The sequence below is a fragment of the Mesorhizobium sp. L2C084A000 genome, from assembly GCF_000502875.1.
Lineage (GTDB): Bacteria > Pseudomonadota > Alphaproteobacteria > Rhizobiales > Rhizobiaceae > Mesorhizobium.
On the sequence record NZ_AYWX01000004.1, the window covers coordinates 1 to 22,967 of the forward strand.

Sequence of the window (22,967 nt, forward strand, 5' to 3'; positions counted from 1 at the left end):
GGCGGCGGCGGCGGCGCAGGGTCGATGGGCGGCGGCGGTGGCGGTTCGGCCGCCGGCGGCTCAGGTTCCGGCGGCGCAGCAGGTTCCAGCACCGGCGGGGCTGCGGCCGGCGGGGCCGGCGTGTTCAGCGTCGAGCGCAGGTACCAGTTCTCCTCGCTGCCGGCGCTGACGCCGCCCTTGAACAGGTAATATTCGAAGGCACCGGCGGCGACCGGGGCGTCGAGCGCAAATGTCGTGGCGCCCGAGGTGGCGCCGTTGATTGCCTGGACGACCATGATGCCGTCCTGCGTGGTCGCAGCCCCCGCGCCGCCGAGATTGACCACGGAGATGCCGGTCGAACCGGAAGCCGTTCCGCTCGACAGGACCAACTTGTCGGATGCGGAGGAATCGTCACCGAGCTCGGTCTGGATAAGCAGCAGGCCACCCAGCCCGACATAATTGCCCGAAATCGTCAGGCTGTCGGTGGCACCGGTACTGCCATTGGTCAGGTCGATGCGGCCGGCATTGGTGACCTGCGCCAACTGACCCGCCGTAAACGCCTGGATCGCCGAATTGAAGCCGCCGCCATAGAGCGTGCTTGCGGCATCGACACTGAGCGAACCTGTGCCGGTGCCGCTATCGCCGAGCACCAGATTGCTGTCCATCGTCAGCTCGGTGTCGTTGGTGGCGTCGATGCTTTCCCAGTTCTGAAGGCGGCTGACCCCATCCAGTTTGACGTTGTCCAGGGTCAGCGCATCGGTGCCGGCACCACCTGATATGGCATCCGTGGCACCGATATTGGCGTTGGTGAGGTTGCTGAGTTCGGCGGTGTCGTTGTCGCCGCCGAGGTCGACGGCGCCATAGATGATGCCGCCGCCATTCCAGACGAAACTGTCGGCGCCAAAGCTCATCAGTATATCGCCACCGACCGTACCGCCGGTGACCGTGACGCTGTCATTGCCGCCGCTGACGCTGATGTTGCCGCCGATGGTGCCGCCCGAGAGGATGATCGTGTCCTTGTCGAAGCCGGTGACGAGGTTGCGGTCGATGGTGCCGCCCGACATGTTGAAATAATTCTGGTCGAGCTTCATGTTGACGCGGCCGATGCGGCCACCGGTCATCACGGCGCGGTCGCCATCGTCAAAGAAATCGACGATGCGTCCGCCGGTCATGGTGAAGGTGTCGAGGCCGTCGCCCTGGTTGAGCGAGCCGATCTGGCCGCCGCTCATGTTGAAGTCGTCGATGCCGGCGCCCTGCTGGACATTGCCGGCGACGGTACCCGCGCCGATAGTGAAGAAATCCGTGCCGCCACCCTGATCGACGGCGCCGGTGATGGTGCCTGACTGCATATCGATGCGGTCCGTGCCTACACCAAAGGTCACGTTGCCTGATATCTGCCCGGTGCCGCCGGCGGGAAAATTCAGCGTGTTGTCGCCATCGGGATCGGCGAGGCTGCCGCCTGAGTCGCCGCTATCACAGGTGTAGACGGTGTTTCCGGCGGATGGACCCAGCACGCATGCGGCAAACGCGGCGGAGTTGGGCAGCAACGCAAAAGCCGTAGTTGAGAGGATGCTAATAAGCCACGGGTGTAGCGGCTGCGGCTTTCGCCGTAGCGAAGCAACTGCCACCTGCACATCCTCCGAACGACTGTTCGGAAGTGAGTTCTTCATATGCCGCATCGCGTCCCCTCTCGATTCGCGATTTCCAGCCCCCGCCAGTCGCCGTAATGAAGACACAATTCATTCGATTTTACAAAGCCTAATCTGCCTCGCATGGTTGCTAAACTGCAAAGACTACTCAAATGACCTGGCGTAGCGCGCGGTTGGCGTTGCCGTGGCCCATGCTTTAGGATCGGTTTGGGCCGAAGGATCGAGGGCCTGTCACGGGTCGACAGAAGGACATCGCATGGCAACCAGGGACGCATTCGGCCTGGCACTTTCGGGCGCCACGGAGGCGGGATTCACCCCCTACAGCCAGGCAGTGCGTGAACTGCAGTGCTTCGTCGGCGATCCCGTAGCCTCCGTCGACCGCGCCATCGCGGAAAATCCCGGCTTCGTCATGGCGCATGTCTTCAAGGGTTATCTGTTCGGCCTCGCCACCGAGCGGGAGGCGACGGCCGTGGCCAAGGCCTGCCATGAGACCGCACTGCCGCTTGCCGCGACCACGCGCGAGCGGGCGCATGTCTCGGCCCTCGGGCATCTCGCCGGCGGACGATGGCATCAAGCCAGCCGCATTCTCGAGGACATCACCATCGAGACCCCCCGCGACGGGCTGGCGCTGCAGGTCGGCCACCAGATCGATTTCTTCACCGGCAATGCACGCATGCTGCGCGACCGCATCGCGCGGGCCCCTGCCGTCATGGCAAAGCGGCATGCCCGGCTACCACGCCATGCTCGGCATGCAGGCCTTCGGGCTGGAGGAAATGGGTGACTATGTCAGGGCCGAGCAGCTTGGCCGCGCGGCGGTCGACATGGAGCCGCGCGATGGCTGGGCCCAGCACGCCGTCGCCCATGTCATGGAAATGCAGAGCCGGCAAAGGGATGGCATCGCCTGGATGCAGGCCAACCCGGAAGCGTGGACAAGGGAGAGCTTCCTGCAGGTGCACAATTGGTGGCACCTGGCGCTGTTCCATTACGATCTCGGCGAAACCGACGCGGTGCTGGCCCTCTATGACGGCCCTATCTACAGCGTGCAATCGACGATGGCGCTCAACATGGTCGATGCCTCGGCAGTCCTGTGGCGGCTCGCCCTGGGCAGCGTCGATGTCGGCGACCGCTGGGCAGCGCTTGCCGCCAATTGGCGCAAGGCCGGAGCGGGCCTTTATGCCTTCAACGATGCCCACGCGATGATGGCCTTTGTCGGTGCAGGGTTCGATGCGCCGGCCCTCGCTTTGCTCGAGGCGCAGCGCGAGGCCATGCGTGGCAGCGATGACAATGCGGCTTTCACGCGGGATGTCGGCCATCCGCTGACGCTCGCCATCAAGGCATTCGGTGAGGGCAGCTACACCGAGGCCGTGCGCCTGATCCGGCCGATCCGCTCGATCTCCCATCGCTTCGGCGGCAGCCACGCTCAGCGCGATGTTATCGACCTGACGCTGATCGAGGCAGCGTTGCGCGCCGGTGACGGTGCGCTGGCCAGGGCGCTCACGGCGGAGCGTTCGATGGCGCGGCCCGACAGTCCGCTGTCAGCGCTGTTTGTGCGACGCGCCGCCGATTTGTCGGAGAATTGACCCGAAGCGGATCTTGTTTTAAAAACTGGCCAAGTCAGATTTTTTCGAGACCCGAAAAAATTAACTGGCGTGGGAGGAAGACATGTATCTGGGCCTCGATCTCGGGACGTCGGGCGTCAAGGCGCTGCTGATCGATGCCGGGCAAACCGTCATCGGTTCCGGCCACGGTTCGCTTGATGTTTCACGGCCGCATCCCGGCTGGTCGGAACAGAATCCCGAGCACTGGATCCGGGCCTGCGAAGACGCAATCGCCGAACTCAGATCCTCCCATCCGGATGAACTCGCGGCAGTCAAGGGCATTGGCCTGTCCGGGCAGATGCATGGCGCCACGCTGCTCGACGCCGCCGACAAGGTGCTGCGTCCCTGCATCCTGTGGAACGACACGCGCAGCCATGCCGAGGCGGCCGTGCTCGACGCCGATCCGCGCTTCCGCGCCCTGACCGGCAACATCGTCTTTCCCGGTTTCACCGCGCCGAAACTTGCCTGGGTGAAAAACAACGAACCCGCTCTCTTCGCCAAGGTCGCAAAAGTGCTGCTGCCCAAGGACTTCCTGCGGCTCTGGCTTTCGGGCGAACACATTTCGGAAATGTCGGATTCTGCCGGTACCTCCTGGCTCGATGTCGGCAAGCGGCGCTGGAGTACGGACCTGCTCGCAGCGACGTCGCTCGACGAGAGGCAGATGCCGTCGCTGGTTGAGGGTACGCACAAGGCAGGCGCACTGCGCAGCGAATTGGCATCGAAATGGGGCGTCCAGGCCGGCATTCTGATCGCCGGCGGCGCCGGCGACAATGCGGCCTCGGCCTGCGGCATGGGCACGGTCGGCGCCGGCCACGCTTTCGTCTCGCTCGGCACATCGGGCGTGCTGTTTGCCGCCAACGCTTCCTACCTGCCCAACCCGGCTAGCGCGGTTCACACCTTCTGCCACGCCCTGCCGAACACCTGGCATCAGATGGGGGTCATCCTGTCGGCGACGGATTCGCTCAACTGGCTGTCCGAAATCACCGGGAAGAGCGCCGGCGAATTGACCGCTCAGCTCGGCGACACATTGAAGGCGCCCAGCGGCGTGTCCTTCCTGCCTTATCTTTCGGGTGAGCGCACACCCTACAATGATGCCGCCATTCGCGGCGCGTTCACCGGGCTGGCGCATGAATCGAGCCGTGCCGTGCTGACCCAGGCCGTGCTGGAGGGTGTGGCCTTTGCCTTCCGCGACAGCCTCGAAGCCCTGGCCACGGCCGGCACGACCTTGACGCGGGTGACGGCGATCGGCGGCGGCTCGCGCTCGCACTACTGGTTGAAGGCGATTGCCACCGCGCTTCAACTGCCTGTCGACATTCCCGCCGACGGCGATTTCGGCGCCGCCTTTGGTGCCGCACGGCTCGGTCTGATTGCGGCAACGGATGCCGATCCGCTGGCTGTGTGCACGGCGCCCAGGACGGATGCTACCGTTGAACCGGACGCTGCGCTCGCTGGGGCGTATGCGGATGCATATCAGCGCTACCGGTCGCTGTACCCGGCAATTAAGAGCGTGACCGCGTGAGTGAGCGCGAGGCACCCCCCTCTGCCCTGCCGGGCATCTCCCCCGCGGGGGGGGAGATTAGCAGCGTTGGCGGGTATGCCAGTCCTGCAAGGTGGGTGATTGGCGAAGGCGCGGATGCCAACCAATCTCCCCCCTTGCGGGGGAGATGGCCGGTAGGCCAGAGGGGGGCGCTTCACGCCCGCCTCCCCCAGAAGTCCTTACTGCGCAGGCACCTTGTCGAGAAAGCCGGTGACGCTCCTCAGGCGGCCGTTCTCGATGATTCCGATGTCGGTACCTTCGATCACCGAAGGCGTCCCCTCAGGTCCGAGGTTCCACGAGAAGCGGATCTTGTCGGCAAAACCATCCGGCGTGCCCTTCAGCGAGAACCGGAAGCCGGCAAAGCGCTGCTGCACGCCGTCGATCAGAGCCGTGACGCCTTCATGGCCGTCGCCCTGCATGAGCGGATCACGATAGCTGACGTCTTCCGTGAAGGTCGCCTTGAGCAATTCGGCCCGGCGGCCGGCATCGCTTTCGTTCCAGGCGGTGATGTAGTTTTCAGCGATCTTGGTGAGGTCGGTCATGGTCTGTCTCCTTCGTTTGGTGGCTTTGACATGACCTTTTTCGACCAGCGCTGGCCTGAAACCAATTACGCCTGAGGTAATGGCGGCAGAACTTTGTGAGAGGACAGAAATCATGAGCAGCGGATTCTTCGGCGACATCAAGAAAATCAAATATGAAGGGCCGGATTCGACCAATCCGCTGGCCTATAGGTTCTACAATCCCGACGAGGTCGTCGCCGGCAAGCGGTTGGAAGATCATCTGCGCTTCGCCGTGGCCTACTGGCACTCCTTTGCCTGGCCGGGCGGCGATCCGTTCGGCGGCCAGACCTTCGACCGGCCGTGGTTTCCCAAGGCAGGCGGCACCGACACGATGGAGCTGGCAAAACTGAAAGCGGACGTCGCCTTCGAGATGTTCTCGCTGCTCGGCGCGCCCTATTTCTGCTTCCATGACGCCGATGTGCGGCCGGAGGGCAAGGACTTTTCCGAAAGTGCCGCGCGCCTCGACGAGATCGCCGATTACTTCGCGGGCAAGATGAAGCAGACCGGCGTCAAGCTGCTTTGGGGCACCGCCAATCTGTTCTCCAATCGCCGCTTCATGTCGGGTGCGGCCACCAATCCCGATCCGGACGTCTTTGCCTACGCGGCGGCGACGGTAAAAAGCTGCATCGACGTCACCAAGCGGCTGAAGGGCGAAAACTACGTGCTGTGGGGCGGGCGCGAAGGCTATGAGACGCTGCTCAACACCGACCTCGCGCGCGAGCAGGAACAGGCCGGCCGGTTCCTCAGCATGGTCGTCGACTACAAGCACAAGATCGGTTTCAAGGGCACGATCCTGATCGAGCCGAAGCCGCAGGAGCCGACCAAGCATCAGTACGATTACGATGTCGCCACCGTCTACGGCTTCCTCAAGCGCTTCGGGCTGGAGAAGGAGGTCAAGGTCAATATCGAGCAGGGCCACGCCATCCTGGCCGGCCATTCCTTTGAGCACGAACTGGCTCTGGCCAATGCGCTCGGCATTTTCGGTTCGATCGATATGAACCGCAACGACTACCAGTCGGGCTGGGACACCGACCAGTTCCCCAACAACGTGCCGGAAATGGCGCTGGCCTACTATCAGGTCCTGCAGGCCGGCGGCTTCAAGACCGGCGGCACCAATTTCGACGCCAAGCTGCGCCGCCAGTCGCTCGATCCGCAGGACCTGCTGATCGGCCATATCGGCGGCATGGATTCTTGCGCACGCGGCCTGAAAGCCGCGGCCGGCATGGTCGAGGACAAGGCGCTATCGGCGCCGCTGGCCGAACGTTATGCCGGCTGGAACACGGCCGAGGGCAAGGCGATGCTCGCCGGCAAGCGCACGCTGGAGGATATCGCCGAGCGCGTCGTCAAGAAGAAGATCGAGCCGCAGCCGAGGTCCGGTCGCCAGGAACTGCTGGAAAATATCGTCAACCGCTACGTGTAAGGCGCGCGCCGCTCCATCTCTGGACCGACATCCGACACCACTGGCTGAAAGCCGCCGCCATCGCCATCTGCTAGTCAGCCCACTTCGCACGAGGCTGCCGAGGATCGCACAGATCTTCGGCAGCCAGCGTGTGATCAAGATGCCACGCGTGCCGCCGAAAGAGGGCCCGTGCGGCAGCCTTTATTTTATGCATGTCGCCATCCCAAAATCGCTGTGCGCTTTTGGGCGACATGCATTGGCGGGAGACGGAAAATGGCAGAGGATCGAACCATCGTGCGCCCGGCGCAGGCGAGCGATATTCCGGCGTTGAAGCAGGTGCTGCATGAAACCTTCGAAGGCACATGGCTGCCGAACATCACCGAAGCAGCGGCGCGGCGCTATGTCGAGACGGATATTGGCGGGCGCTATGTCGACCAGAGCTGGCCTGAATTCGCCGTTGCCGAGATCGATGGCGAGGTCGCCGGCCTGATCCATTGGCGCGCGGATTTCATCGAGGCCCTGCACGTGACGGCATCCCGTCAAGGGCAAGGTGTCGGCCGCAAGCTGCTTTCCCACGCCGAACAGGCGATCGGCGCCGCCGGATTGGCGCAGGCGCGGCTGGAAACCGACACGTTCAATCTGCCCGCACAAGCACTCTACAAGGCGGTCGGCTATATCGAGAAAAACCGCTATCCAGACGACGAATGGGACAGTGGCTTCACCACGGTGCTGTTCGAAAAGCGGCTGTAGATCTCTCCTTGACCTGACCTGCCAAGGCGCAGGAACAGCTTTGCGCATTGCCCGGTCCCGCGACATGGTTTTGCCCTTCGACGCCCTTCAATGACCTCGCTCTTGCCTTCAAACTGCCGTCACGAATCTCGTATAAGACTGGCTCGTGGCGGGAGAGGAAGAAGGAGGCGAACCGATATGCAGAACGAACGTGAAATCGACGCCCTGCTCTCACCTGGCGAGGCCGGATCGATCATCGACCGGCTGATGGCGATGCCGAGGAAATCCGACGACGCCAAGATTGCGAACGAATGGGATCGCGCTGTCGCCAGCCGCTTCGAGACCCGTCTGGCCAGGCAGATGCGCTCGCAGATCGACGGCGACCGTCAGAACGCGGCGTGATCGCCCGTTGAAACCTACCCCCTCCGCAATCTGACCGGCGCTTCGCCGAAAGTCCTTGAAAACGCTCTCGAAAATGCGGCGGCGGACGAGAACCCGGTCCGCCCGGCAATATCGGCCATGGCAACCCTCGTATCGACCACCAGCCGGCGCGCGGCGCCGAGGCGCAGCCTGAGGTAATAGGCGCCCGGTGTCTCGCCGATAGATTTGCGAAAGATGCTTTCCAGCGTCCGTGCCGTCACCCCGGCACGCTTTGCCACCGCCTCTATGGTCAGAGGCTGGTCGACATGCGCTTCCATCAGCCGGATCGCATGCGCCAGCCGCGGATCGTAGCCGTCGAGCCGGCCGAGCGAGACCAGCGGCTGTGCGTCGGTGGCGGCGCGCGCCTGGTCATAGATGAAGACGCTGGCGACATCGAGCGCCACCGCCATGCCGAGCCGCGTGCGGATGAGATGCAGCATCAGGTCGAAGGTCGGCGAAGCGCCGCCCGAGGTGAACACCGGCCCGTCGATGACGTAGCGATCCGGGCGGACATCGACGCCAGGGAAGGCCGAGGAAAAATCCTCCATGTCCTCCCAGTGGGTGGTGGCGCTGCGCCCTTCCAGCAGGCCGGCGCGTGCCACCAGCCAAGTGCCCGCCTCGACACCGCCGCAAGCACGCGCCGTGCGTGCGGCCCGGCGCAGTCCGGACAACAAAGCCGAAGTTGCATAGTTCTGGGTGCCGAAGCCGGCGACGACGACAAGGACGTCGGTTGGCTCGCCCGCGTCGAAACGGCCACTGACCGCCACCGGCAGGCCGCATGTGGTGACCGGAGCCTCGCCGGTCACCGAGACCAGCCGAAAATCGAACAGGGTCTCGCCGGAGATACGGTTGGCGGCGCGCAGCGGATCGACGGCCGAGGCCACGCACATGATCGACGAGCCGGAAAACACCAGCAGCGTCACCTTGAGCGGCAGACGCTCGGCGCGAAAGATCGTCGGTTTTTCGCTTTTTGTCATGGAAGCTTCGTAAAGCGCAAAACAATTTCCGGCAAGTCGGGCATTGTTGTGGTCTGTTTCTATCGGAGGAGAGTTCCATGCCGCTTGCGATGAACCGTGAGGTCTTCATTACCTGTGCCGTGACCGGGTCCGGCGGGTCGCAGGACCGCAGCCCGCATGTGCCACGCTCGCCCAAGCAGATCGCCGATTCCGCCATCGACGCAGCCAAGGCGGGTGCGGCGATCGTGCACTGCCATGTGCGCGATCCCGAAACCGGCAAGCCGAGGCGCGATGTGCATCTCTACCGCGAAGTGACCGAGCGCATCCGCGCGGCGGAAGTCGACGTCATCCTGAACCTGACCGCCGGCATGGGCGGCGACATGGTGTTCGGATCGCCGGAAGCGCCGCTGCCGCTCAACGAAAAAGGCACCGACATGGGCGGCGCCACCAACCGCATGGAACATGTGCGCCAGTGCCTGCCGGAAATCTGCACGCTCGACTGCGGCACCATGAATTTCGCCGAAGCCGACTATGTCATGACCAACACGCCCGGCATGCTGCGCGCCATGGGCGGCATGATGACGGCGCTCGGCGTCAAGCCGGAGATCGAGGCTTTCGACACCGGTCATCTGTGGTTCGCCAAGCAGCTGGTCGAGGAAAAAGTACTCAACCCTGATGCGCTGGTGCAGCTCTGCATGGGCGTGCCGTGGGGTGCGCCTGACGACCTCAACACCTTCATGGCCATGGTCAACAATGTCCCGTCCACCTGGAACTGGTCGGCCTTCGCCATCGGCCGCAACCAGATGGCCTATGCCGCGGCGGCGGTGCTGGCTGGCGGCAATGTCAGGGTAGGTCTCGAAGACAATCTGTGGCTCGACAAGGGCGTGCTGGCGACCAATGCGCAGCTGGTCGAGCGTGCCGCCAGCATCGTCACCAATCTCGGCGCCAGGATTCTTGGGCCGGAAGAGGTGCGGCAAAAGCTCAACCTCACCAAGCGGGCGCCGATCGCGGCATAAATTATTCATCGGGAGGGTCGGCATGACTACCGTAAAATTCACCGCGATGAAGGATGGCGACCGGGACGACTACGAGTTCCTGACCGCGCATGAGATCGACTATGCGGCAAGGACAGGCGAGCGGCTGCTCGATGCGCTGGTGCAGCTCGACGCGGGCCTGTCGGGCTACAAGATCACCCGGCTCGGCCATTCGCTGCAGGCGGCGACGCGTGCCTGGCGCGACGGCGCCGACACCGACTGGATCGCCTGCGCGCTGCTGCACGACATCGGCGACATTTACGCGCCATACAATCACGACGAATATGCCGCTTCGATCCTGAAACCCTTCGTGCGCGAACAATGCACCTGGGTGGTGGAAAAGCATGGCGACTTCCAGCGGCTCTACTATGCCCATCATCTGGGCGGTAACCGCCATGCGCGCGACCGCTTTGCCGGCCACGCCTATTTCGACGATTGCGACCAGTTTTGCGAACGCTGGGACCAGTCGAGCTTCGACCCCGACTATGACACCCTGCCGATCGAATTCTTCCGGCCCTTCGTGCTCGAAGCCTTTGCCCGCAAGGCCTACGACCCGTCCGTGATCCGCGCCGGCGAACGCGTGCCGCTCATAGATCCCACAACCGCCATGACCAGAACCGGAGCTTCCGCATGAGCATCATCAACAAGGCAGCCGCCATCGGTGGCGGCGTCATCGGCGCCGGCTGGGTGGCGCGGCTGCTGCTCAACGGCATCGACGTGTCGATCTTCGATCCCGATCCCGAGGCGTCGCGCAAGGTCGGCGAAGTGATGAAGGGCGCGCGCCGCGCCTACAAGCAGATGGTGCCCGGCGGCCTGCCCAAGGAGGGCAAGCTGACCTTCGCCAAGACCATCGCCGAGGCAGTGGCCGATGCCGATTTCATTCAGGAAAGCGTGCCGGAACGGCTCGACCTCAAGCACCGGGTGCTCGCCGAGATCGATACCCACGCGCCGGCCAATGCGATTGTCGGCTCATCGACCTCCGGCATCAAGCCGACCGACATGCAGGTGGCGATGAAGAAGCATCCGGAGCGGCTGGTCGTCGGCCATCCGTTCAACCCGGTCTATCTCCTGCCGCTGGTCGAGATCGTGGGCGGCGAGCAGACCTTTCCCGAGGCGATCGAGGTCGCCAAGGAGATGTATGCCTCGATCGGCATGAAGCCGGTCGTCATCCGCAAGGAGATCGAGGCCTTCGTCGGCGACCGCCTGCTCGAAGCGGCATGGCGCGAGGCGCTGTGGCTGATCAAGGACGGCATCTGCACGGTCGAGGAACTCGACGACATCATGCGCTACGGCTTCGGCCTGCGTTGGGCGCAGATGGGCATGTTCCAGGTCTATCGCGTCGCCGGCGGCGAGGCCGGCATGCGCCACTTCATGGCGCAGTTCGGGCCCTGCCTGAAATGGCCATGGACCAAGCTGATGGATGTGCCGGAGTTCAACGACGAGTTGGTCGACCTGATCGCCACGCAGTCGGACGACCAGGCGCATGGCCTGTCGATCCGCGAACTGGAAAAGATCCGCGACGACAATCTGGTCGCCATCATGGATGCGCTGTCGAAGCAGAACAAAGGCAAGGGCTGGGGCGCCGGCGCCCTGCACAAGGACTATACCAGGCAGTTGGCCAAGCTGGCGGCGAAGAAGCCCACGGCCTCCAAGGCGGCCGAGAAGGCCAAAGCCTTGAAACCGGTCAAGAGAGCCGAAAAGCCGAAGAAAAAGACCGGCAAGAAGAAAGGCTGAGAGCATGGATTTCGGGCTGTCGGAGGAACAGAGGCTCATCGTCGAGACGACGCGTGCGTTCGTCGAGAACGAGCTTTACCCGCATGAGCGCGAGGTCGAGCGCACCGGCGTGCTGCGCCGCGACCTGATCGAGGAGATCAAGGTCAAGGCGATCGAAGCCGGGCTCTATGCCGCCAACATGCCGGCCGATGTCGGCGGCGCTGGCCTGGATACGGTGACCTGGCTGCTCTACGAAAAGGAACTCGGCCGCGCCAACTATGCGCTGCACTGGACCTGCGTGGCGCGGCCCTCCAACATCCTCTTGGCCGGCACGCCCGAGCAGCGCGAGAAGTATCTGTTCCCCTGCATCCGCGGCGAGAAATGGGACTGTCTGGCGATGACCGAGCCGGGCGCAGGCTCCGATTTGCGCGGCATGAAGGCGACGGCGGTGCAGGACGGCGACGACTGGGTGCTGAACGGCACCAAGCATTTTATCTCCCACGCCGACCTCGCCGACTTTGCCATCGTTTTCATGGCCTCAGGCGAAGAGGATTCGCCGCGCGGCAAACGCAAGAAGATCACCGCCTTCTTCGTCGACAAAGGGACGAAGGGCTTCACCGTCCGCGATGGCTACCGCAACGTCTCGCATCGCGGCTACACCAACGCCATCCTCGAATTCGACGATTGCCGGCTGCCCGCCGCCCAAGTGTTGGGCGAAGTCCACAAGGGTTTCGACGTCGCCAATTCCTGGCTCGGCGCCACCCGGCTGCAGGTCGGCGCCACCTGCCTCGGCCGCGCCGAGCGGGCGCTTGGCCATGCCGTCGAATATGCCGCGCAGCGCCAGCAATTCGGCCAGCAGATCGGCAAGTTCCAGGGCGTATCGTTCAAGCTTGCCGACATGGCGACCGAACTGAAGGCCGCCGACCTGATGGTGTTCGAAGCCGGCTGGAAGTACGATCAGGGCACAGTCACCGACCAGGACATGGCCATGGCCAAACTGAAGGCCACCGAAATGCTTGCATACGTTGCCGATGAAGCGATCCAGATCCATGGCGGCATGGGGCTGATGGACGATTTGCCGCTGGAGCGCATCTGGCGCGACGCCCGCGTCGAGCGCATCTGGGAGGGCACGTCGGAAATCCAGCGCCACATCATTTCACGGGCGCTGCTGCGTCCGTTTGGGGCATAACATATGCATAAACTTGAGCGTCTCCTGCGGCCGAAGTCGATTGCCGTATTCGGCGGTGCGCAGGCTGCAGCCGTCGTCGCGCAATCGATCAAGATGGGCTTTGCCGGCGAGATCTGGCCGGTGCATCCGACCAAGGACGAGGTCGCCGGCCGCAAGGCCTATCGCTCGGTCGCCGACCTGCCGGCCGCGCCGGACGCCGCCTTTGTCGGCGTCAACCGGCATTTGACCATAGAGGTGGTCAAGGCGCTGGCCGAACGCGGCGCCGGCGGCGCCGTCTGCTTTGCCGCCGGCTTCCTCGAAACCGAGGCCTATGACGACGACGGCGAGCGGCTGCAGGCCGAGCTGGTCGGGGCGGCCGGCTCGATGCCGATCATCGGGCCGAATTGCTACGGCCTGATCAATTATGCCGACGGCGCGCTTCTGTGGCCCGACCAGCATGGCGGGATAAGACTGGCCGAGGGCGGCAAGGGCGTCGCCATCATCACCCAGTCCTCCAACATCGCCATCAACATGACGATGCAAAGGCGCGGCCTGCCGATCGCCTTCCTGATGACCGCCGGCAACCAGGCGCAGACCGGCCTGTCCGAAATGGCGCTCGGCCTGATCGAGGACGAGCGGGTCACGTCGCTCGGCCTGCATATCGAGGCTTTCGATTCGGTAGCCGGCTTCGAGCGGCTGGCGGCACGGGCGCGCGAGCTGAAGAAGCCGATCATCGCCATGAAGGTCGGCCGTTCCGAACAGGCCAGGCAGGCGACTGTCTCGCATACCGCCTCGCTGGCCGGCTCGGACGCGGCCTCGGGTGCGTTCCTGCGGCGGCTCGGCATTGCGAGAGTCGATTCGATCCCCGCCTTCATCGAGGCGCTGAAGCTGCTGCACATCACCGGCCCGCTGCCAGGCTATAGGCTGTCGTCGATGAGCTGCTCCGGCGGCGAGGCCTCCGTCATGGCCGACAGCGCCGAAGGGCGCTGGGTCAATTTCCCTGTGCTGATCGACAGCCACCGCGCCCATGTCAAATCGACGCTCGGGCCGCTGGTCGCGGTCGCCAACCCGCTCGACTATCACACCTTCATCTGGAACAACGAGCCGGCGATGACCGCCACCTTCACCGCCATGGTGTCGGGCGGCTTCGACCTCAACATGCTGGTGCTCGATTTCCCGCGCCCCGACCGCTGCTCGGTCACCGATTGGTGGGCGACGCTGCGCGCCTTCGAATCGGCACTGAAGACCAATAAAGCGCACGGCGCGATCGTCTCCTCGCTGCCGGAGAACCTGCCGGAGGAATACACCGCCGAGTTGATGGCACGCGGCATGGTGCCGTTGTTCGGCATTTCCGAAGCCATGGACGCCGCCCAGGCGGCAGCCTTCATCGGCTGGGCGTGGCACGAGCCGCAGGCGCAGCCGATCGACACGTCCGCATCCGGTGCGCCTGGCGGTGACCACGTCACGCCCGATGAGGCCGAGGCGAAGTCACGGCTGATCAAGGCCAGCCTGCCGGTGCCGAAGGGCGAACGCGCCGCCAATGCGGTCGAGGCGGTGATCTCGTCCATGGCGCTCGGCTTCCCGGTGGCGCTGAAGGCGCTCGGCGTCACTCACAAATCCGAAGTTGGCGCTGTCAGGCTCAATCTCAGGGATGCCGAATCCGTCAGCACCGCAGCGCATGACCTGCTGCCGCTCGGCACCGGGCTCTATGTCGAGCGCATGGTGCGCGACGGTGTCGCCGAACTCATTGTCGGCTTCACCCGCGATCCGATGTTCGGCGCGGTGATGACGCTCGGCACCGGCGGCGTGCTGGTCGAATTGTTGCGCGACAGCGTCACGCTGATGCTGCCGGCGACGCGCGACGATATTGAGGCGGCGCTTCGCGGCCTGAGACTGTTCCCGCTGCTCGAAGGCTATCGCGGCCGGCCGAAAGCCGATGTCGCCGCTGCCATCGACGCCATCTCGGGCATTGCCGCCTTCGTGCAGCAGAATGCCGGCGAGATCGAGGAACTCGACATCAACCCGCTGATCGTCTGCGCCGAAGGCAAGGGCGCCTGGATCGCCGACGCACTGCTGGTGCTGGGAGAGAACAAGAATGTCTGACGTCATTTCGACCCGCCGCGAGGGCACCATCCTCGAAGTCACGCTCGACCGGCCCAAGGCCAACGCCATCGACCTGAAGACCTCGCGGCTGATGGGCGAGACCTTCAAGGCATTCCGAGACGATCCGGAATTGCGCGTCGCCATCGTCAAGACCGCAGGCGACAAGTTCTTCTGCGCCGGCTGGGATTTGAAGGCCGCTGCAGGCGGCGATGCGGTCGACGGCGACTATGGCGTCGGCGGCTTTGCCGGGCTACAGGAATTGCGCGACCTCAACAAGCCGGTGATCGCTTGCGTCAACGGCATGGCGGTGGGCGGCGGCTTCGAACTGGCGCTTTCCTGCGACCTCATCTACGCCTCCGGCCATTCCTCCTTCGCGCTGCCCGAAATCCGCGCCGGCACGCTGGCCGATGCGGCAACGATCAAGCTGCCGAAGCGCATCCCCTACCATGTCGCCATGGACCTGCTGCTGACCGGCCGCTGGATGGATGTCGCTGAAGCGCATCGCTGGGGCCTGGTCAACGAAGTGCTGCCCAAGGAGAAGCTCGAGGAGCGCGTCTGGGAGATCGCCCGGCTGCTGGCCGGCGGCCCGCCGCTGGTGTTTGCCGCGATCAAGGAGACGGCGCGCGTGGCCGAGGCGCTGACCTTCCAGGATGCGATGAACAGGGTGACGCGGCGCCAGTTGGCGACGGTCGATGCACTCTACGGCTCCGAGGACGGCATGGAAGGCTTTCGTGCGTTTGCGGAAAAGCGCGATCCGGTGTGGAAGGGGAAGTAGTGGGAACGATGGCGTCCCGTCACACCCCCCTCTGCCCTGCCGGGCATCTCCCCCGCAAGGGGGGAGATTGGATGTCGTTTCTGCTTTCGCCAATCGTCAACGTTGCAAGAAGAGCACCGCGATCGAAACTGCCAATCTCCCCTCTTGCGGGGGAGATGGCCGGCAGGCCAGAGGGGGGTGCCCAGGTTCGACTTCGGCAGCCTCACTCATGACCGACTACAAAACCCTCATCGACGCCGAGACCTGGGCCTTCATCGAGCGCACCAATTCCTATTACCCGCCGGATACAATCGACTACACGATCGCGCAGCAGCGCGAGATCTACGACCGCATGTGCCGCGAATTCTTTGCCGGCTATCCCGACGGCGTTGCTGTCGAAACCTCAGCCATCGCGACGTCCACGCACGATATCCCGACCCGTATCTATCGAAGCCCACTCCAGGCAGCCGTGACGGTGCTCTATGTCCATGGCGGCGGCTTCATCCTCGGCGGACTGGACAGCCATGACGATGTCTGCGCCGAGCTTTGTGCCCGCACCGGCTATGAGGTGGTCTCGGTCGATTATCGGCTGGCGCCTGAACATCTGCATCCGGCCGCCTTCGACGATTTGATGAGCGCTTTCGAATGGGCCGCCGCGACCCCTTCGCACCCGATCCTGCTGTGCGGCGACAGCGCCGGCGGCAATCTCTGCGCCGCCGTCAGCCATGCAACGCGCGGCCATTCGAAAAGGCCGATCGGCCAGGTTCTGATCTATCCCGGCCTCGGCGGCGACCGGTCGCAAGGATCGTACATAACGCATGCCGAAGCGCCGATGCTGACCACGCGCGATCTCGAATTCTACAAGAACATCCGCACCGGCGGGCAAGACGGCACCGGCGACATCACGCAGTCGCCGCTTGCCGATGCCGATTTTGCCAACCTGCCGCCGACAGTGCTGATCACCGCGCAATGCGATCCCCTGTCGTCCGACGGCGAAGCCTATCGCGACCGCATCGTCGCGGCCGGCGGACGGGCATATTGGTTCGAGGAACCAGGGCTGGTGCATGGCTATCTCAGAGCCCGGCACACGGTGGGCCGCGCCCGAGCGAGTTTTACCCGGATCGTCGATGCGGTGGCCGCCCTTGGACAGGGCGCCTGGCTCTGGTGAGCGGTTTTATCGTCTCGCGGTTTGGACCTTATTGCACGGCCGCCGCCGCCGCCCGGCCGGCGCTGCGGCCGGAAAAGATGCAGCCGCCGAGGAAGGTACCCTCAAGCGCCGCGTAGCCATGCACGCCGCCGCCGCCGAAACCGGCGGCTTCACCGACAGCGTAGAGCCCCGCAACCGGCTGGCCATCGGCACCCAGCACGCGGCTGTCGAGATCGGTCTGCAGGCCGCCCAGCGTCTTGCGGGTCAGGATGTTGAGGCGCACCGCGATCAGCGGGCCGTTTGCCGGATCGAGCATCTTGTGCGGCTTGGCCGTGCGGATCAGGCGGTCGCCGAGATAGGCGCGCGCCCCGCGCAGGGCGCTGATTTGCATGTCCTTGGAGAACGGGTTGTCCAGCTGCCGGTCGCGGGCGCGGATTTCGCGCTCGACCTGGGCCACCTCAAGAAGCGGCTCACCGCCGGCAAGCGCGTTCATGCGCGCGACCAGCGCCGGCAAATCGGCCTCGACGATGAAATCCTCACCTCTTTCCATGAACGCCTTGACCGGACCCGGAATGCCCGAGGTGGCGCGGCCGAGCACCTGGCGCCAGCTCTTGCCGGTCAGGTCCGGGTTCTGTTCTGAGCCCGACAGCGCGAACTCCTTCTGGATGATCTTCTTGGTCAGGATGAACCAGGAATAATCGAAGCCGGTGCTCATGATGTGGGAGAGCGTGCCCAGCGTGTCGAAGCCGGGATAGAGCGGCACCGGCAAGCGCTTGCCGCGCGCATCGAGCCACAGCGATGACGGGCCGGGCAGGATGCGGATCGCATGGTCGGTCCAGATCGGCGACCAGTTCCTGATGCCCTCGACATAGTGCCACATGCGGTCGCGGTTGACGATCGAGCCGCCGGCCCGTTCGGTGATCGCCAGCATTCGGCCGTCGACATGGTCGGGCACACCGGTGATCATGCGCTTGGGCGCCGTGCCAAGCCGCTTGGGCCAATTCTCCCGCACCAGTTGATGGTTGGCGCCGATGCCGCCGGAGGCGACGATCACCGCTTGGGCGTGAAGCTCGAAATCGCCTGATATTTCGCGCGAACTCTTGTGGCCGCGCTCGACAGCGCTGGGCTGCAGGATGTCGCCACGCACGCCGGTTACAACAGCGCCCGTCCGTGTCAGTTCATTGACTCGGTGCCGGAACTTGAAGCTGATCAATCCACGCTTTTGCGCCTCGCGCACGCGTAGGACAAAAGGTTCGAGCACTCCCGGTCCCGTGCCCCAGGTGATGTGGAAGCGCGGCACCGAATTGCCGTGGCCGATGGCATTGCCGCCGCCGCGCTCGGCCCAGCCGACCACGGGAAAGAACTTCAGGCCGCGCTGCAGCAGCCAGGATCGTTTTTCGCCGGCGGCAAAGCCGACATAGGCTTCCGCCCATCTGCGCGGCCAGAAATCCTCGGGCCGATCGAAAGCCGCGGTGCCCAGCCAGTCTTCCAGCGCCAGGTCATGCGAATCGCGGATGCGCATGCGCCGCTGCTCGGGCGAATCGACGAGGAAAAGGCCGCCGAACGACCAGAACGCCTGGCCGCCGAGCGACTGCTCCGGCTCCTGGTCGACGATGATGGTTTTCTTGCCGGCCTCGGCAAGCTCGGCGGCGGCAACCAGCCCGGCAAGGCCAGCGCCGACAATGATCACGTCCGCATCGTCAGCCATCTTTCCTCCCAGAATTAGCCGGTTACTTTATTGCAAGCGGTCAGACGGTCTCCCAGCCGTCCGTGCCGCCGGCGCGGAAGATCGCATCGATGACTTTCTGGTTGAGCACAGATTCCTCCAGCGTGAAGACGCGCTCCTTGCCGCCCTGTGCCGCACGCGCGAAGGTCTCGACCTCCAGCCGGTACTGCTGCGTGCCGGGAAAGCGGAACACCTGCGCCTCGGAGTGGTTCTGGTTGTGCAGTTCGACGCGGTGGTGGTCGTAGAGCCCGGCATTGAAAGGCGAGAACAACTCGATGAAACCCTTCTCACCGTGGAACACCATGACCTGGCGCGCCGCCATCTGCGTCGACAGGTAGAAGGACAGTTCGAAGTCACCGAAATCGGCGCGGATCGAGGAGTAGATGTCGGTGCCGAATTTCTGGTCGCGCTCGATCGTCGCCTGCACGCGCAGCGGCTCCTTGCCGGTCGAAAAGCGCGTCGACACGGTCGGGTAGACGCCGATGTCGGGCAGCGCGCCGCCGCCGAGGTCGAGCTGGTTGCGCATGTTGCTGGGGTCGACATTGTAGTAGGAGAAGGCACCCTGCACATGGCGCAGCCGGCCGATGGCGCCGCTGGCGATCAGGTCGCGTACCTTGATCCATTGCGGGTGGTAGATGACCATGAAGGCCTCGCAGACCAGCACCTTTTTCTGGTCGCGCAGCTTGATCAGCGGAAGAATGTCGTTGGCGTCGAGCGCCAGCGGCTTTTCGACCAGCACGTGCTTGCCGGCTTCGATGGCCTTTGCCGTCCATTCGACATGCTGCGAAGTCGGCAGCGGGATGTAGACGCCGTCGACCTCATTGGAGGCAAGCAGTTCCTCATAGGAGCCGAAGGCATGGCGCGCGCCGAAGCGGTCGGCGAGCGCCTTGGCCTTCGACAGGTCGCGGCTGGCGATCGCCGACAGCACGCCGTTCTCCGCCTCGACCATGGCCGGCAACAAATGCTCGCGGCCGATCTTGGCCGTCGACAACACACCCCATCGGAACATCAGGCTTCTCCATCACGATTACAGGCCACGAGGTTTGCCCGAAATTGCCGGAAAAGCCAATGACGAGGGTCAGCCCCTTTTGCCGGTCAGCGTCATGTCGAAGTCGACGATGTTGGAATAGATCGGCGTGCCGACATCCATGCCGTAGCGTGACCTCAACACCTTGCCGGTGACATGGAATTTTATGGTGCCAGCCTTGAGACCGCCAAGCTCGGCCGTGAATTTTTCCGGGAACGTCTTGCCGCGCGCCGTCAGCCTACCGGAGACCAGGGCCGTGGTGTCGCTGGTTCGGGTCACACTGGTCGAGCGGAACTGGATTTCCGGGTTCTTGGCGGCATCGAACACCGCGTCGGAGCGCAGGAAGGCATCGATACGGCCCTGGCCGGTGCCGACGCTTTCGGGAAAGATGGTGAAATTGACCTGCGAGCGCCCGACATCGCTGTTGTCGATGCGGATCGACCCCTTGAAGCGGGCAAAGGCGCCATTGAGGCCGCCGCCGCCGACCTTGTCGATGGAGAAGCGGATGCTGGAGCTGGCCGGGCTGATCGAATAGCTGCCGGCGGCGTCACCAAGCGCGACGGCCGCTGAAACAGGCATGGCAAGGCAAGCGGCGACCGCCGCAAATCCGAGGATGCGCGTGTACATGGGATGTTCCTTGTTGGAGGCAGCGCATTTCTTGCGCCCTCACTCCATGAACGAATGAACCGCTCGCTCTATTCCGGATCTGACGAAGGCGTGATCATGCGCGTGAGCACGCCATCCCTGAGCTGGAAATGATGCCGCAGTGCCGCCGCGACGTGGAGCGCGACCAGAGCCATGCCGGCATAGCCGAGATACCAGTGCGCCGCCGCCCAGAAGCTTTCGGCACCATCCGATTCGGCCAGCGGCAGGTTCGGCATGATGAACAGGTTGAACGGCAGGCTGGGAATCTCCAGCATCGAGACCGACACCAGCGCCCAGCCGGACAAGGGCAAGGCAAGCTGGAACGCGTAGAGCGCAAAATGGGCCAACGGTGCCGCCCGACGCTCCAGAGTCCCGACCGAGCGCGGCAGCGGCGGCCATACATTGCCAAGGCGCCAGGCGATGCGCAGGACGATCAGGCCGAGCAGCAGAAAACCGAAGGATTTGTGCAGCTGGATCAGTTCGAAGGCGGTGCGCTGGCTGGTCAGCCGCACCATGACGAAGCCGAGTCCGAACTGGCCGATGAAGATGAGCGCAATCAGCCAGTGGAGAATGATCGCGCCCCAGCCGTAGCTGGTCGTGCTATTGGTGATCGATGTTTGCATCGTTGGTGAACGACCGCGATGCCGGTTTTCTTCCACCAGGGGGAGGGGCGAGCCCGCTCTATCCACTCACCTTGAAGAAATCGACAAACGCCCTGAGCGCTGGCCGCATCTGACGGCGGCTCGGATAATAGACAAAGAAGCCGTCGAAGGGCGGGCACCAATCCTCCAGCACGCGGATCAGCCTGCCGTCGGCGAGCGGGGCGCGGACATAATCCTCAAAGACGAAGGCAAGCCCGGCGCCGTCGACCGCCGCCTGCGCGATCAGATGGTCCTCATCGAGGATCAGCGGTCCCTCCACCGCCATCTCGATCGTCTCGCGGCCTTTCTCGAATTCCCAGCGGTAGAGGATGCCGCTGGAGAAGCGGAAGCGGATGCAGCGGTGGCCGGCTAGGTCGCGCGGGTGGAGCGGCTTGGGGCTCACCTCGAAATAGACCGGGGCGCCGACCACCGCGCCGCGAAGGTCCGGCCCGATGCGCACCGCGATCATGTCGCGCTGCAGGCTCTCGCCTAGCCTGACTCCAGCATCGAAGCCGCCTTCCACCACGTCGGTGAAGCGGTCCTCGATGACGATCTCCAGCACGATGTCGGGATAGGCCGACGCAAAGGCGCCCAGCCGTGGCGTCAGCGCCAAATGGGCCGCCGTGCGCGGCACGGTCAGCCGCAGATTGCCGGCCGGTCGGTCGCGCGCTTCGATTGCCGTCTCCAGCGCCAGGTCGATCTCGGAAAGCGCCGGCCGCAATCGCTCGAGCAGTTGCGCGCCCTCCTCGGTCGGGGCAACGCTGCGCGTGCTGCGTGCCAACAGGCGCACGCCAAGCCGGGCTTCGAGGCTGGATACCGCGTGGCTAACCGCCGAAGGCGCGATGGCCAATTCCCTGGCAGCGCCGCGAAAGCTGCCGCATTGAGCGACAGTCGCCAGCACCGCCAGTTGTGAAAGATGCGCTCGATTCATTGATCTATCTTTTAGTACAGCCCGTGCGGATGAAAACCGATTATCGAACACAAGGCAAGGCGCTATTTCTGCCACATCGCAACAAGGAGACGCGTTATGCACACCCGCAAGCTAGGAACTGAATTGAACGTCTACCCCGTCGGCCTCGGCTGCATGGGCATGAGCTTCGCCTATGGCGGCCAAGCGGAAGCCGATGCGATCGCCACGCTCCACCGCGCCGTCGACATCGGCGTCAATTTCTTCGACACGGCGGAAGTCTATGGCCCTTACGAGAACGAGATCCTGCTCGGCAAGGCGCTGAAGTCGGTGCGTGACAAGGTGACGATCGCGACAAAATTCGGCTTCAAGATTTTGGAGGAAGGCACAGGCCTCGACCGCATGGCGGGCGTCGACAGCCGCCCCGAGCACGTCAAGGCGGTCGCCGAGGCCTCGCTGAAACGGCTGGGCACGGATGTGATCGACCTCTACTACCAGCACCGCGTCGACCCCAACGTGCCAATCGAGGATACGGTCGGCGCCATGGCCGAACTGGTGCGCGAGGGCAAGGTGCGCGCGCTTGGCCTGTCCGAGGCGAGTGCCGCGAGCATCCGCCGGGCCCATGCCGTTCATCCGATATCGGCCGTGCAGAGCGAGTATTCGCTGTGGAGCCGCGACCCGGAAGACGAGGTGTTCGCCGTCTGCCGCGAGCTCGGCATCGGCTTCGTTCCCTATAGCCCGCTCGGCCGTGGGCTGCTGACCGGCACGATCGCCAAGCCCGAGGCCTTGAGCGACGACGACTGGCGCCGGACCTTGCCGCGCTTCCAGGCCGAGGCGATGGAAGCCAATGCCGCCGTCATCGCCACGCTGGAAAAGCTGGCGGCTGAAAAGGGCGCAACCTCGGCGCAGCTGGCGCTGGCCTGGGTGCTGCACCAGGGCGATTTCATCGTACCGATCCCCGGTGCGCGCAAAATCCGCCATCTCGAGCAGAACACGGCGGCGGCGGACATTGCACTTAGCGCTGTCGAGGTGCAGGCGATTGGCGATGCGCTGTCGCCCGACAAGGTGGTCGGTAGGCGCTATGCGCAGAAGGAGTTGGCGCTGGTGAATGGGTGAAAGCTGGTGAGTAAGCGGAAGGGGTGCTTCGGCGCCCCTTTTCATGCGCGATGGTGCAGAAGGTTGCGTGACGTTGGCGCGAGGCACCCCCCTCTGTCCTGCCGGACATCTCCCCCGCAAGGGGGGAGATCGGATGTCACGCCGGCTTTCGCCAATCAC

19 protein-coding genes and 2 pseudogenes are annotated in these 22,967 nt (G+C 64.3%); 13 read left to right on the plus strand and 8 right to left on the minus strand.

Features of this window, described 5'->3' with window-relative positions:
* A pseudogene (locus X735_RS154925) lies at nucleotides 1-1,658 on the minus strand (autotransporter outer membrane beta-barrel domain-containing protein); the annotation flags it as partial.
* Between the two features lie 226 nt (nucleotides 1,659-1,884).
* On the opposite strand from X735_RS154925, the pseudogene X735_RS1000000170385 reads away from it, so the two are divergent.
* Nucleotides 1,885-3,208: pseudogene (locus X735_RS1000000170385) on the plus strand (tetratricopeptide repeat protein).
* An 82-nt stretch (nucleotides 3,209-3,290) separates the two neighbouring features.
* Complete coding sequence (gene xylB / locus X735_RS154920) at nucleotides 3,291-4,745, plus strand: xylulokinase (RefSeq protein WP_023810583.1); 1,455 nt, start codon at nucleotides 3,291-3,293, stop codon at nucleotides 4,743-4,745.
* 197 nt (nucleotides 4,746-4,942) lie between these two features.
* On the opposite strand, the gene X735_RS154915 is transcribed toward xylB, so the two are convergent.
* Nucleotides 4,943-5,305 (minus strand): nuclear transport factor 2 family protein, encoded by a 363-nt coding sequence (locus X735_RS154915; protein WP_023810584.1) that lies wholly within the window; start codon nucleotides 5,303-5,305, stop codon nucleotides 4,943-4,945.
* 112 nt (nucleotides 5,306-5,417) lie between these two features.
* Between X735_RS154915 and xylA the strand changes: the two genes are divergently transcribed.
* From xylA to X735_RS154900, 3 genes are all read left to right on the plus strand, one after another.
* The gene (xylA, locus tag X735_RS154910) at nucleotides 5,418-6,743 is read left to right on the plus strand and encodes a xylose isomerase (RefSeq protein WP_023810585.1); all 1,326 of its coding nucleotides are present in this window, start codon (nucleotides 5,418-5,420) and stop codon (nucleotides 6,741-6,743) included.
* Between the two features lie 252 nt (nucleotides 6,744-6,995).
* On the plus strand, nucleotides 6,996-7,472 hold the full coding sequence (locus X735_RS154905) for an N-acetyltransferase (RefSeq protein WP_023810586.1): 477 nt from the start codon (nucleotides 6,996-6,998) through the stop codon (nucleotides 7,470-7,472).
* Between the two features lie 177 nt (nucleotides 7,473-7,649).
* A complete protein-coding gene (locus X735_RS154900; RefSeq protein ID WP_023810587.1) occupies nucleotides 7,650-7,853 on the plus strand; it encodes a hypothetical protein in 204 nt (67 codons plus the stop codon).
* 14 nt (nucleotides 7,854-7,867) lie between these two features.
* Here X735_RS154900 and X735_RS154895 read toward each other — a convergent pair whose 3' ends face one another.
* On the minus strand, nucleotides 7,868-8,848 hold the full coding sequence (locus X735_RS154895) for a GlxA family transcriptional regulator (protein ID WP_023810588.1): 981 nt from the start codon (nucleotides 8,846-8,848) through the stop codon (nucleotides 7,868-7,870).
* Nucleotides 8,849-8,925: 77 nt separating this feature from the next.
* On the opposite strand from X735_RS154895, the gene X735_RS154890 reads away from it, so the two are divergent.
* From X735_RS154890 to X735_RS154860, 7 genes are all read left to right on the plus strand, one after another.
* Nucleotides 8,926-9,843, plus strand: coding sequence for a 3-keto-5-aminohexanoate cleavage protein (locus X735_RS154890; RefSeq protein ID WP_023810589.1), 918 nt, complete (start codon nucleotides 8,926-8,928; stop codon nucleotides 9,841-9,843).
* 22 nt (nucleotides 9,844-9,865) lie between these two features.
* Complete coding sequence (locus X735_RS154885; RefSeq protein WP_023810590.1) at nucleotides 9,866-10,495, plus strand: HD domain-containing protein; 630 nt, start codon at nucleotides 9,866-9,868, stop codon at nucleotides 10,493-10,495.
* Nucleotides 10,492-11,595 (plus strand): carnitine 3-dehydrogenase, encoded by a 1,104-nt coding sequence (locus X735_RS154880; RefSeq protein WP_023810591.1) that lies wholly within the window; start codon nucleotides 10,492-10,494, stop codon nucleotides 11,593-11,595. The genes X735_RS154885 and X735_RS154880 overlap by 4 nt, the downstream gene beginning before the upstream one ends.
* 4 nt (nucleotides 11,596-11,599) lie before the next feature.
* Nucleotides 11,600-12,763, plus strand: a complete 1,164-nt coding sequence (locus X735_RS154875; protein WP_023810592.1) for an acyl-CoA dehydrogenase — start codon at nucleotides 11,600-11,602, stop codon at nucleotides 12,761-12,763.
* Between the two features lie 3 nt (nucleotides 12,764-12,766).
* Nucleotides 12,767-14,845, plus strand: a complete 2,079-nt coding sequence (locus tag X735_RS154870) for an acetate--CoA ligase family protein (protein ID WP_023810593.1) — start codon at nucleotides 12,767-12,769, stop codon at nucleotides 14,843-14,845.
* Nucleotides 14,838-15,620 (plus strand): carnitinyl-CoA dehydratase, encoded by a 783-nt coding sequence (locus tag X735_RS154865; protein WP_023810594.1) that lies wholly within the window; start codon nucleotides 14,838-14,840, stop codon nucleotides 15,618-15,620. The genes X735_RS154870 and X735_RS154865 overlap by 8 nt, the downstream gene beginning before the upstream one ends.
* Nucleotides 15,621-15,828: 208 nt before the next feature.
* Entirely contained in the window at nucleotides 15,829-16,767 is a 939-nt protein-coding gene (locus X735_RS154860; RefSeq protein WP_023810595.1) for an alpha/beta hydrolase, read from the plus strand.
* Between the two features lie 28 nt (nucleotides 16,768-16,795).
* Here the strand turns inward: X735_RS154860 and X735_RS154855 are convergent, their stop codons facing one another.
* The 5 genes from X735_RS154855 to X735_RS154835 all read right to left on the minus strand — a co-directional run bounded on the left by X735_RS154855 (nucleotide 16,796) and on the right by X735_RS154835 (nucleotide 21,716).
* Nucleotides 16,796-18,454, minus strand: coding sequence for an FAD-binding dehydrogenase (locus X735_RS154855; protein WP_023810596.1), 1,659 nt, complete (start codon nucleotides 18,452-18,454; stop codon nucleotides 16,796-16,798).
* 40 nt (nucleotides 18,455-18,494) lie between these two features.
* Complete coding sequence (locus X735_RS154850) at nucleotides 18,495-19,481, minus strand: Gfo/Idh/MocA family oxidoreductase (RefSeq protein ID WP_023810597.1); 987 nt, start codon at nucleotides 19,479-19,481, stop codon at nucleotides 18,495-18,497.
* 69 nt (nucleotides 19,482-19,550) lie between these two features.
* A complete protein-coding gene (locus X735_RS154845) occupies nucleotides 19,551-20,126 on the minus strand; it encodes a YceI family protein (RefSeq protein ID WP_023810598.1) in 576 nt (191 codons plus the stop codon).
* A 68-nt stretch (nucleotides 20,127-20,194) separates the two neighbouring features.
* Nucleotides 20,195-20,767, minus strand: coding sequence for a cytochrome b (locus tag X735_RS154840; protein WP_023810599.1), 573 nt, complete (start codon nucleotides 20,765-20,767; stop codon nucleotides 20,195-20,197).
* Between the two features lie 58 nt (nucleotides 20,768-20,825).
* Entirely contained in the window at nucleotides 20,826-21,716 is an 891-nt protein-coding gene (locus X735_RS154835; RefSeq protein WP_023810600.1) for a LysR family transcriptional regulator, read from the minus strand.
* 96 nt (nucleotides 21,717-21,812) lie between these two features.
* Between X735_RS154835 and X735_RS154830 the strand changes: the two genes are divergently transcribed.
* On the plus strand, nucleotides 21,813-22,808 hold the full coding sequence (locus X735_RS154830; protein WP_023810601.1) for an aldo/keto reductase: 996 nt from the start codon (nucleotides 21,813-21,815) through the stop codon (nucleotides 22,806-22,808).
* Nucleotides 22,809-22,967: the final 159 nt, after the last annotated feature.

Bases quoted from the DNA above. Each gene is read 5' to 3' on its own strand.
- X735_RS154875 (WP_023810592.1), top strand. From the start codon at position 11,600: ATGGATTTCGGGCTGTCGGAGGAACAGAGGCTCATCGTCGAGACGACG.
- X735_RS154870 (WP_023810593.1), top strand. From the start codon at position 12,767: ATGCATAAACTTGAGCGTCTCCTGCGGCCGAAGTCGATTGCCGTATTC.
- X735_RS154905 (WP_023810586.1), top strand. From the start codon at position 6,996: ATGGCAGAGGATCGAACCATCGTGCGCCCGGCGCAGGCGAGCGATATT.
- X735_RS154860 (WP_023810595.1), top strand. From the start codon at position 15,829: ATGACCGACTACAAAACCCTCATCGACGCCGAGACCTGGGCCTTCATC.
- X735_RS154885 (WP_023810590.1), top strand. From the start codon at position 9,866: ATGACTACCGTAAAATTCACCGCGATGAAGGATGGCGACCGGGACGAC.
- X735_RS154840 (WP_023810599.1), bottom strand. From the start codon at position 20,767: ATGCAAACATCGATCACCAATAGCACGACCAGCTACGGCTGGGGCGCG.
- X735_RS154900 (WP_023810587.1), top strand. From the start codon at position 7,650: ATGCAGAACGAACGTGAAATCGACGCCCTGCTCTCACCTGGCGAGGCC.
- X735_RS154855 (WP_023810596.1), bottom strand. From the start codon at position 18,454: ATGGCTGACGATGCGGACGTGATCATTGTCGGCGCTGGCCTTGCCGGG.
- X735_RS154890 (WP_023810589.1), top strand. From the start codon at position 8,926: ATGCCGCTTGCGATGAACCGTGAGGTCTTCATTACCTGTGCCGTGACC.
- X735_RS154835 (WP_023810600.1), bottom strand. From the start codon at position 21,716: ATGAATCGAGCGCATCTTTCACAACTGGCGGTGCTGGCGACTGTCGCT.
- X735_RS154895 (WP_023810588.1), bottom strand. From the start codon at position 8,848: ATGACAAAAAGCGAAAAACCGACGATCTTTCGCGCCGAGCGTCTGCCG.
- X735_RS154845 (WP_023810598.1), bottom strand. From the start codon at position 20,126: ATGTACACGCGCATCCTCGGATTTGCGGCGGTCGCCGCTTGCCTTGCC.
- X735_RS154830 (WP_023810601.1), top strand. From the start codon at position 21,813: ATGCACACCCGCAAGCTAGGAACTGAATTGAACGTCTACCCCGTCGGC.
- xylA (WP_023810585.1), top strand. From the start codon at position 5,418: ATGAGCAGCGGATTCTTCGGCGACATCAAGAAAATCAAATATGAAGGG.
- X735_RS154850 (WP_023810597.1), bottom strand. From the start codon at position 19,481: ATGTTCCGATGGGGTGTGTTGTCGACGGCCAAGATCGGCCGCGAGCAT.
- X735_RS154880 (WP_023810591.1), top strand. From the start codon at position 10,492: ATGAGCATCATCAACAAGGCAGCCGCCATCGGTGGCGGCGTCATCGGC.
- xylB (WP_023810583.1), top strand. From the start codon at position 3,291: ATGTATCTGGGCCTCGATCTCGGGACGTCGGGCGTCAAGGCGCTGCTG.
- X735_RS154865 (WP_023810594.1), top strand. From the start codon at position 14,838: ATGTCTGACGTCATTTCGACCCGCCGCGAGGGCACCATCCTCGAAGTC.
- X735_RS154915 (WP_023810584.1), bottom strand. From the start codon at position 5,305: ATGACCGACCTCACCAAGATCGCTGAAAACTACATCACCGCCTGGAAC.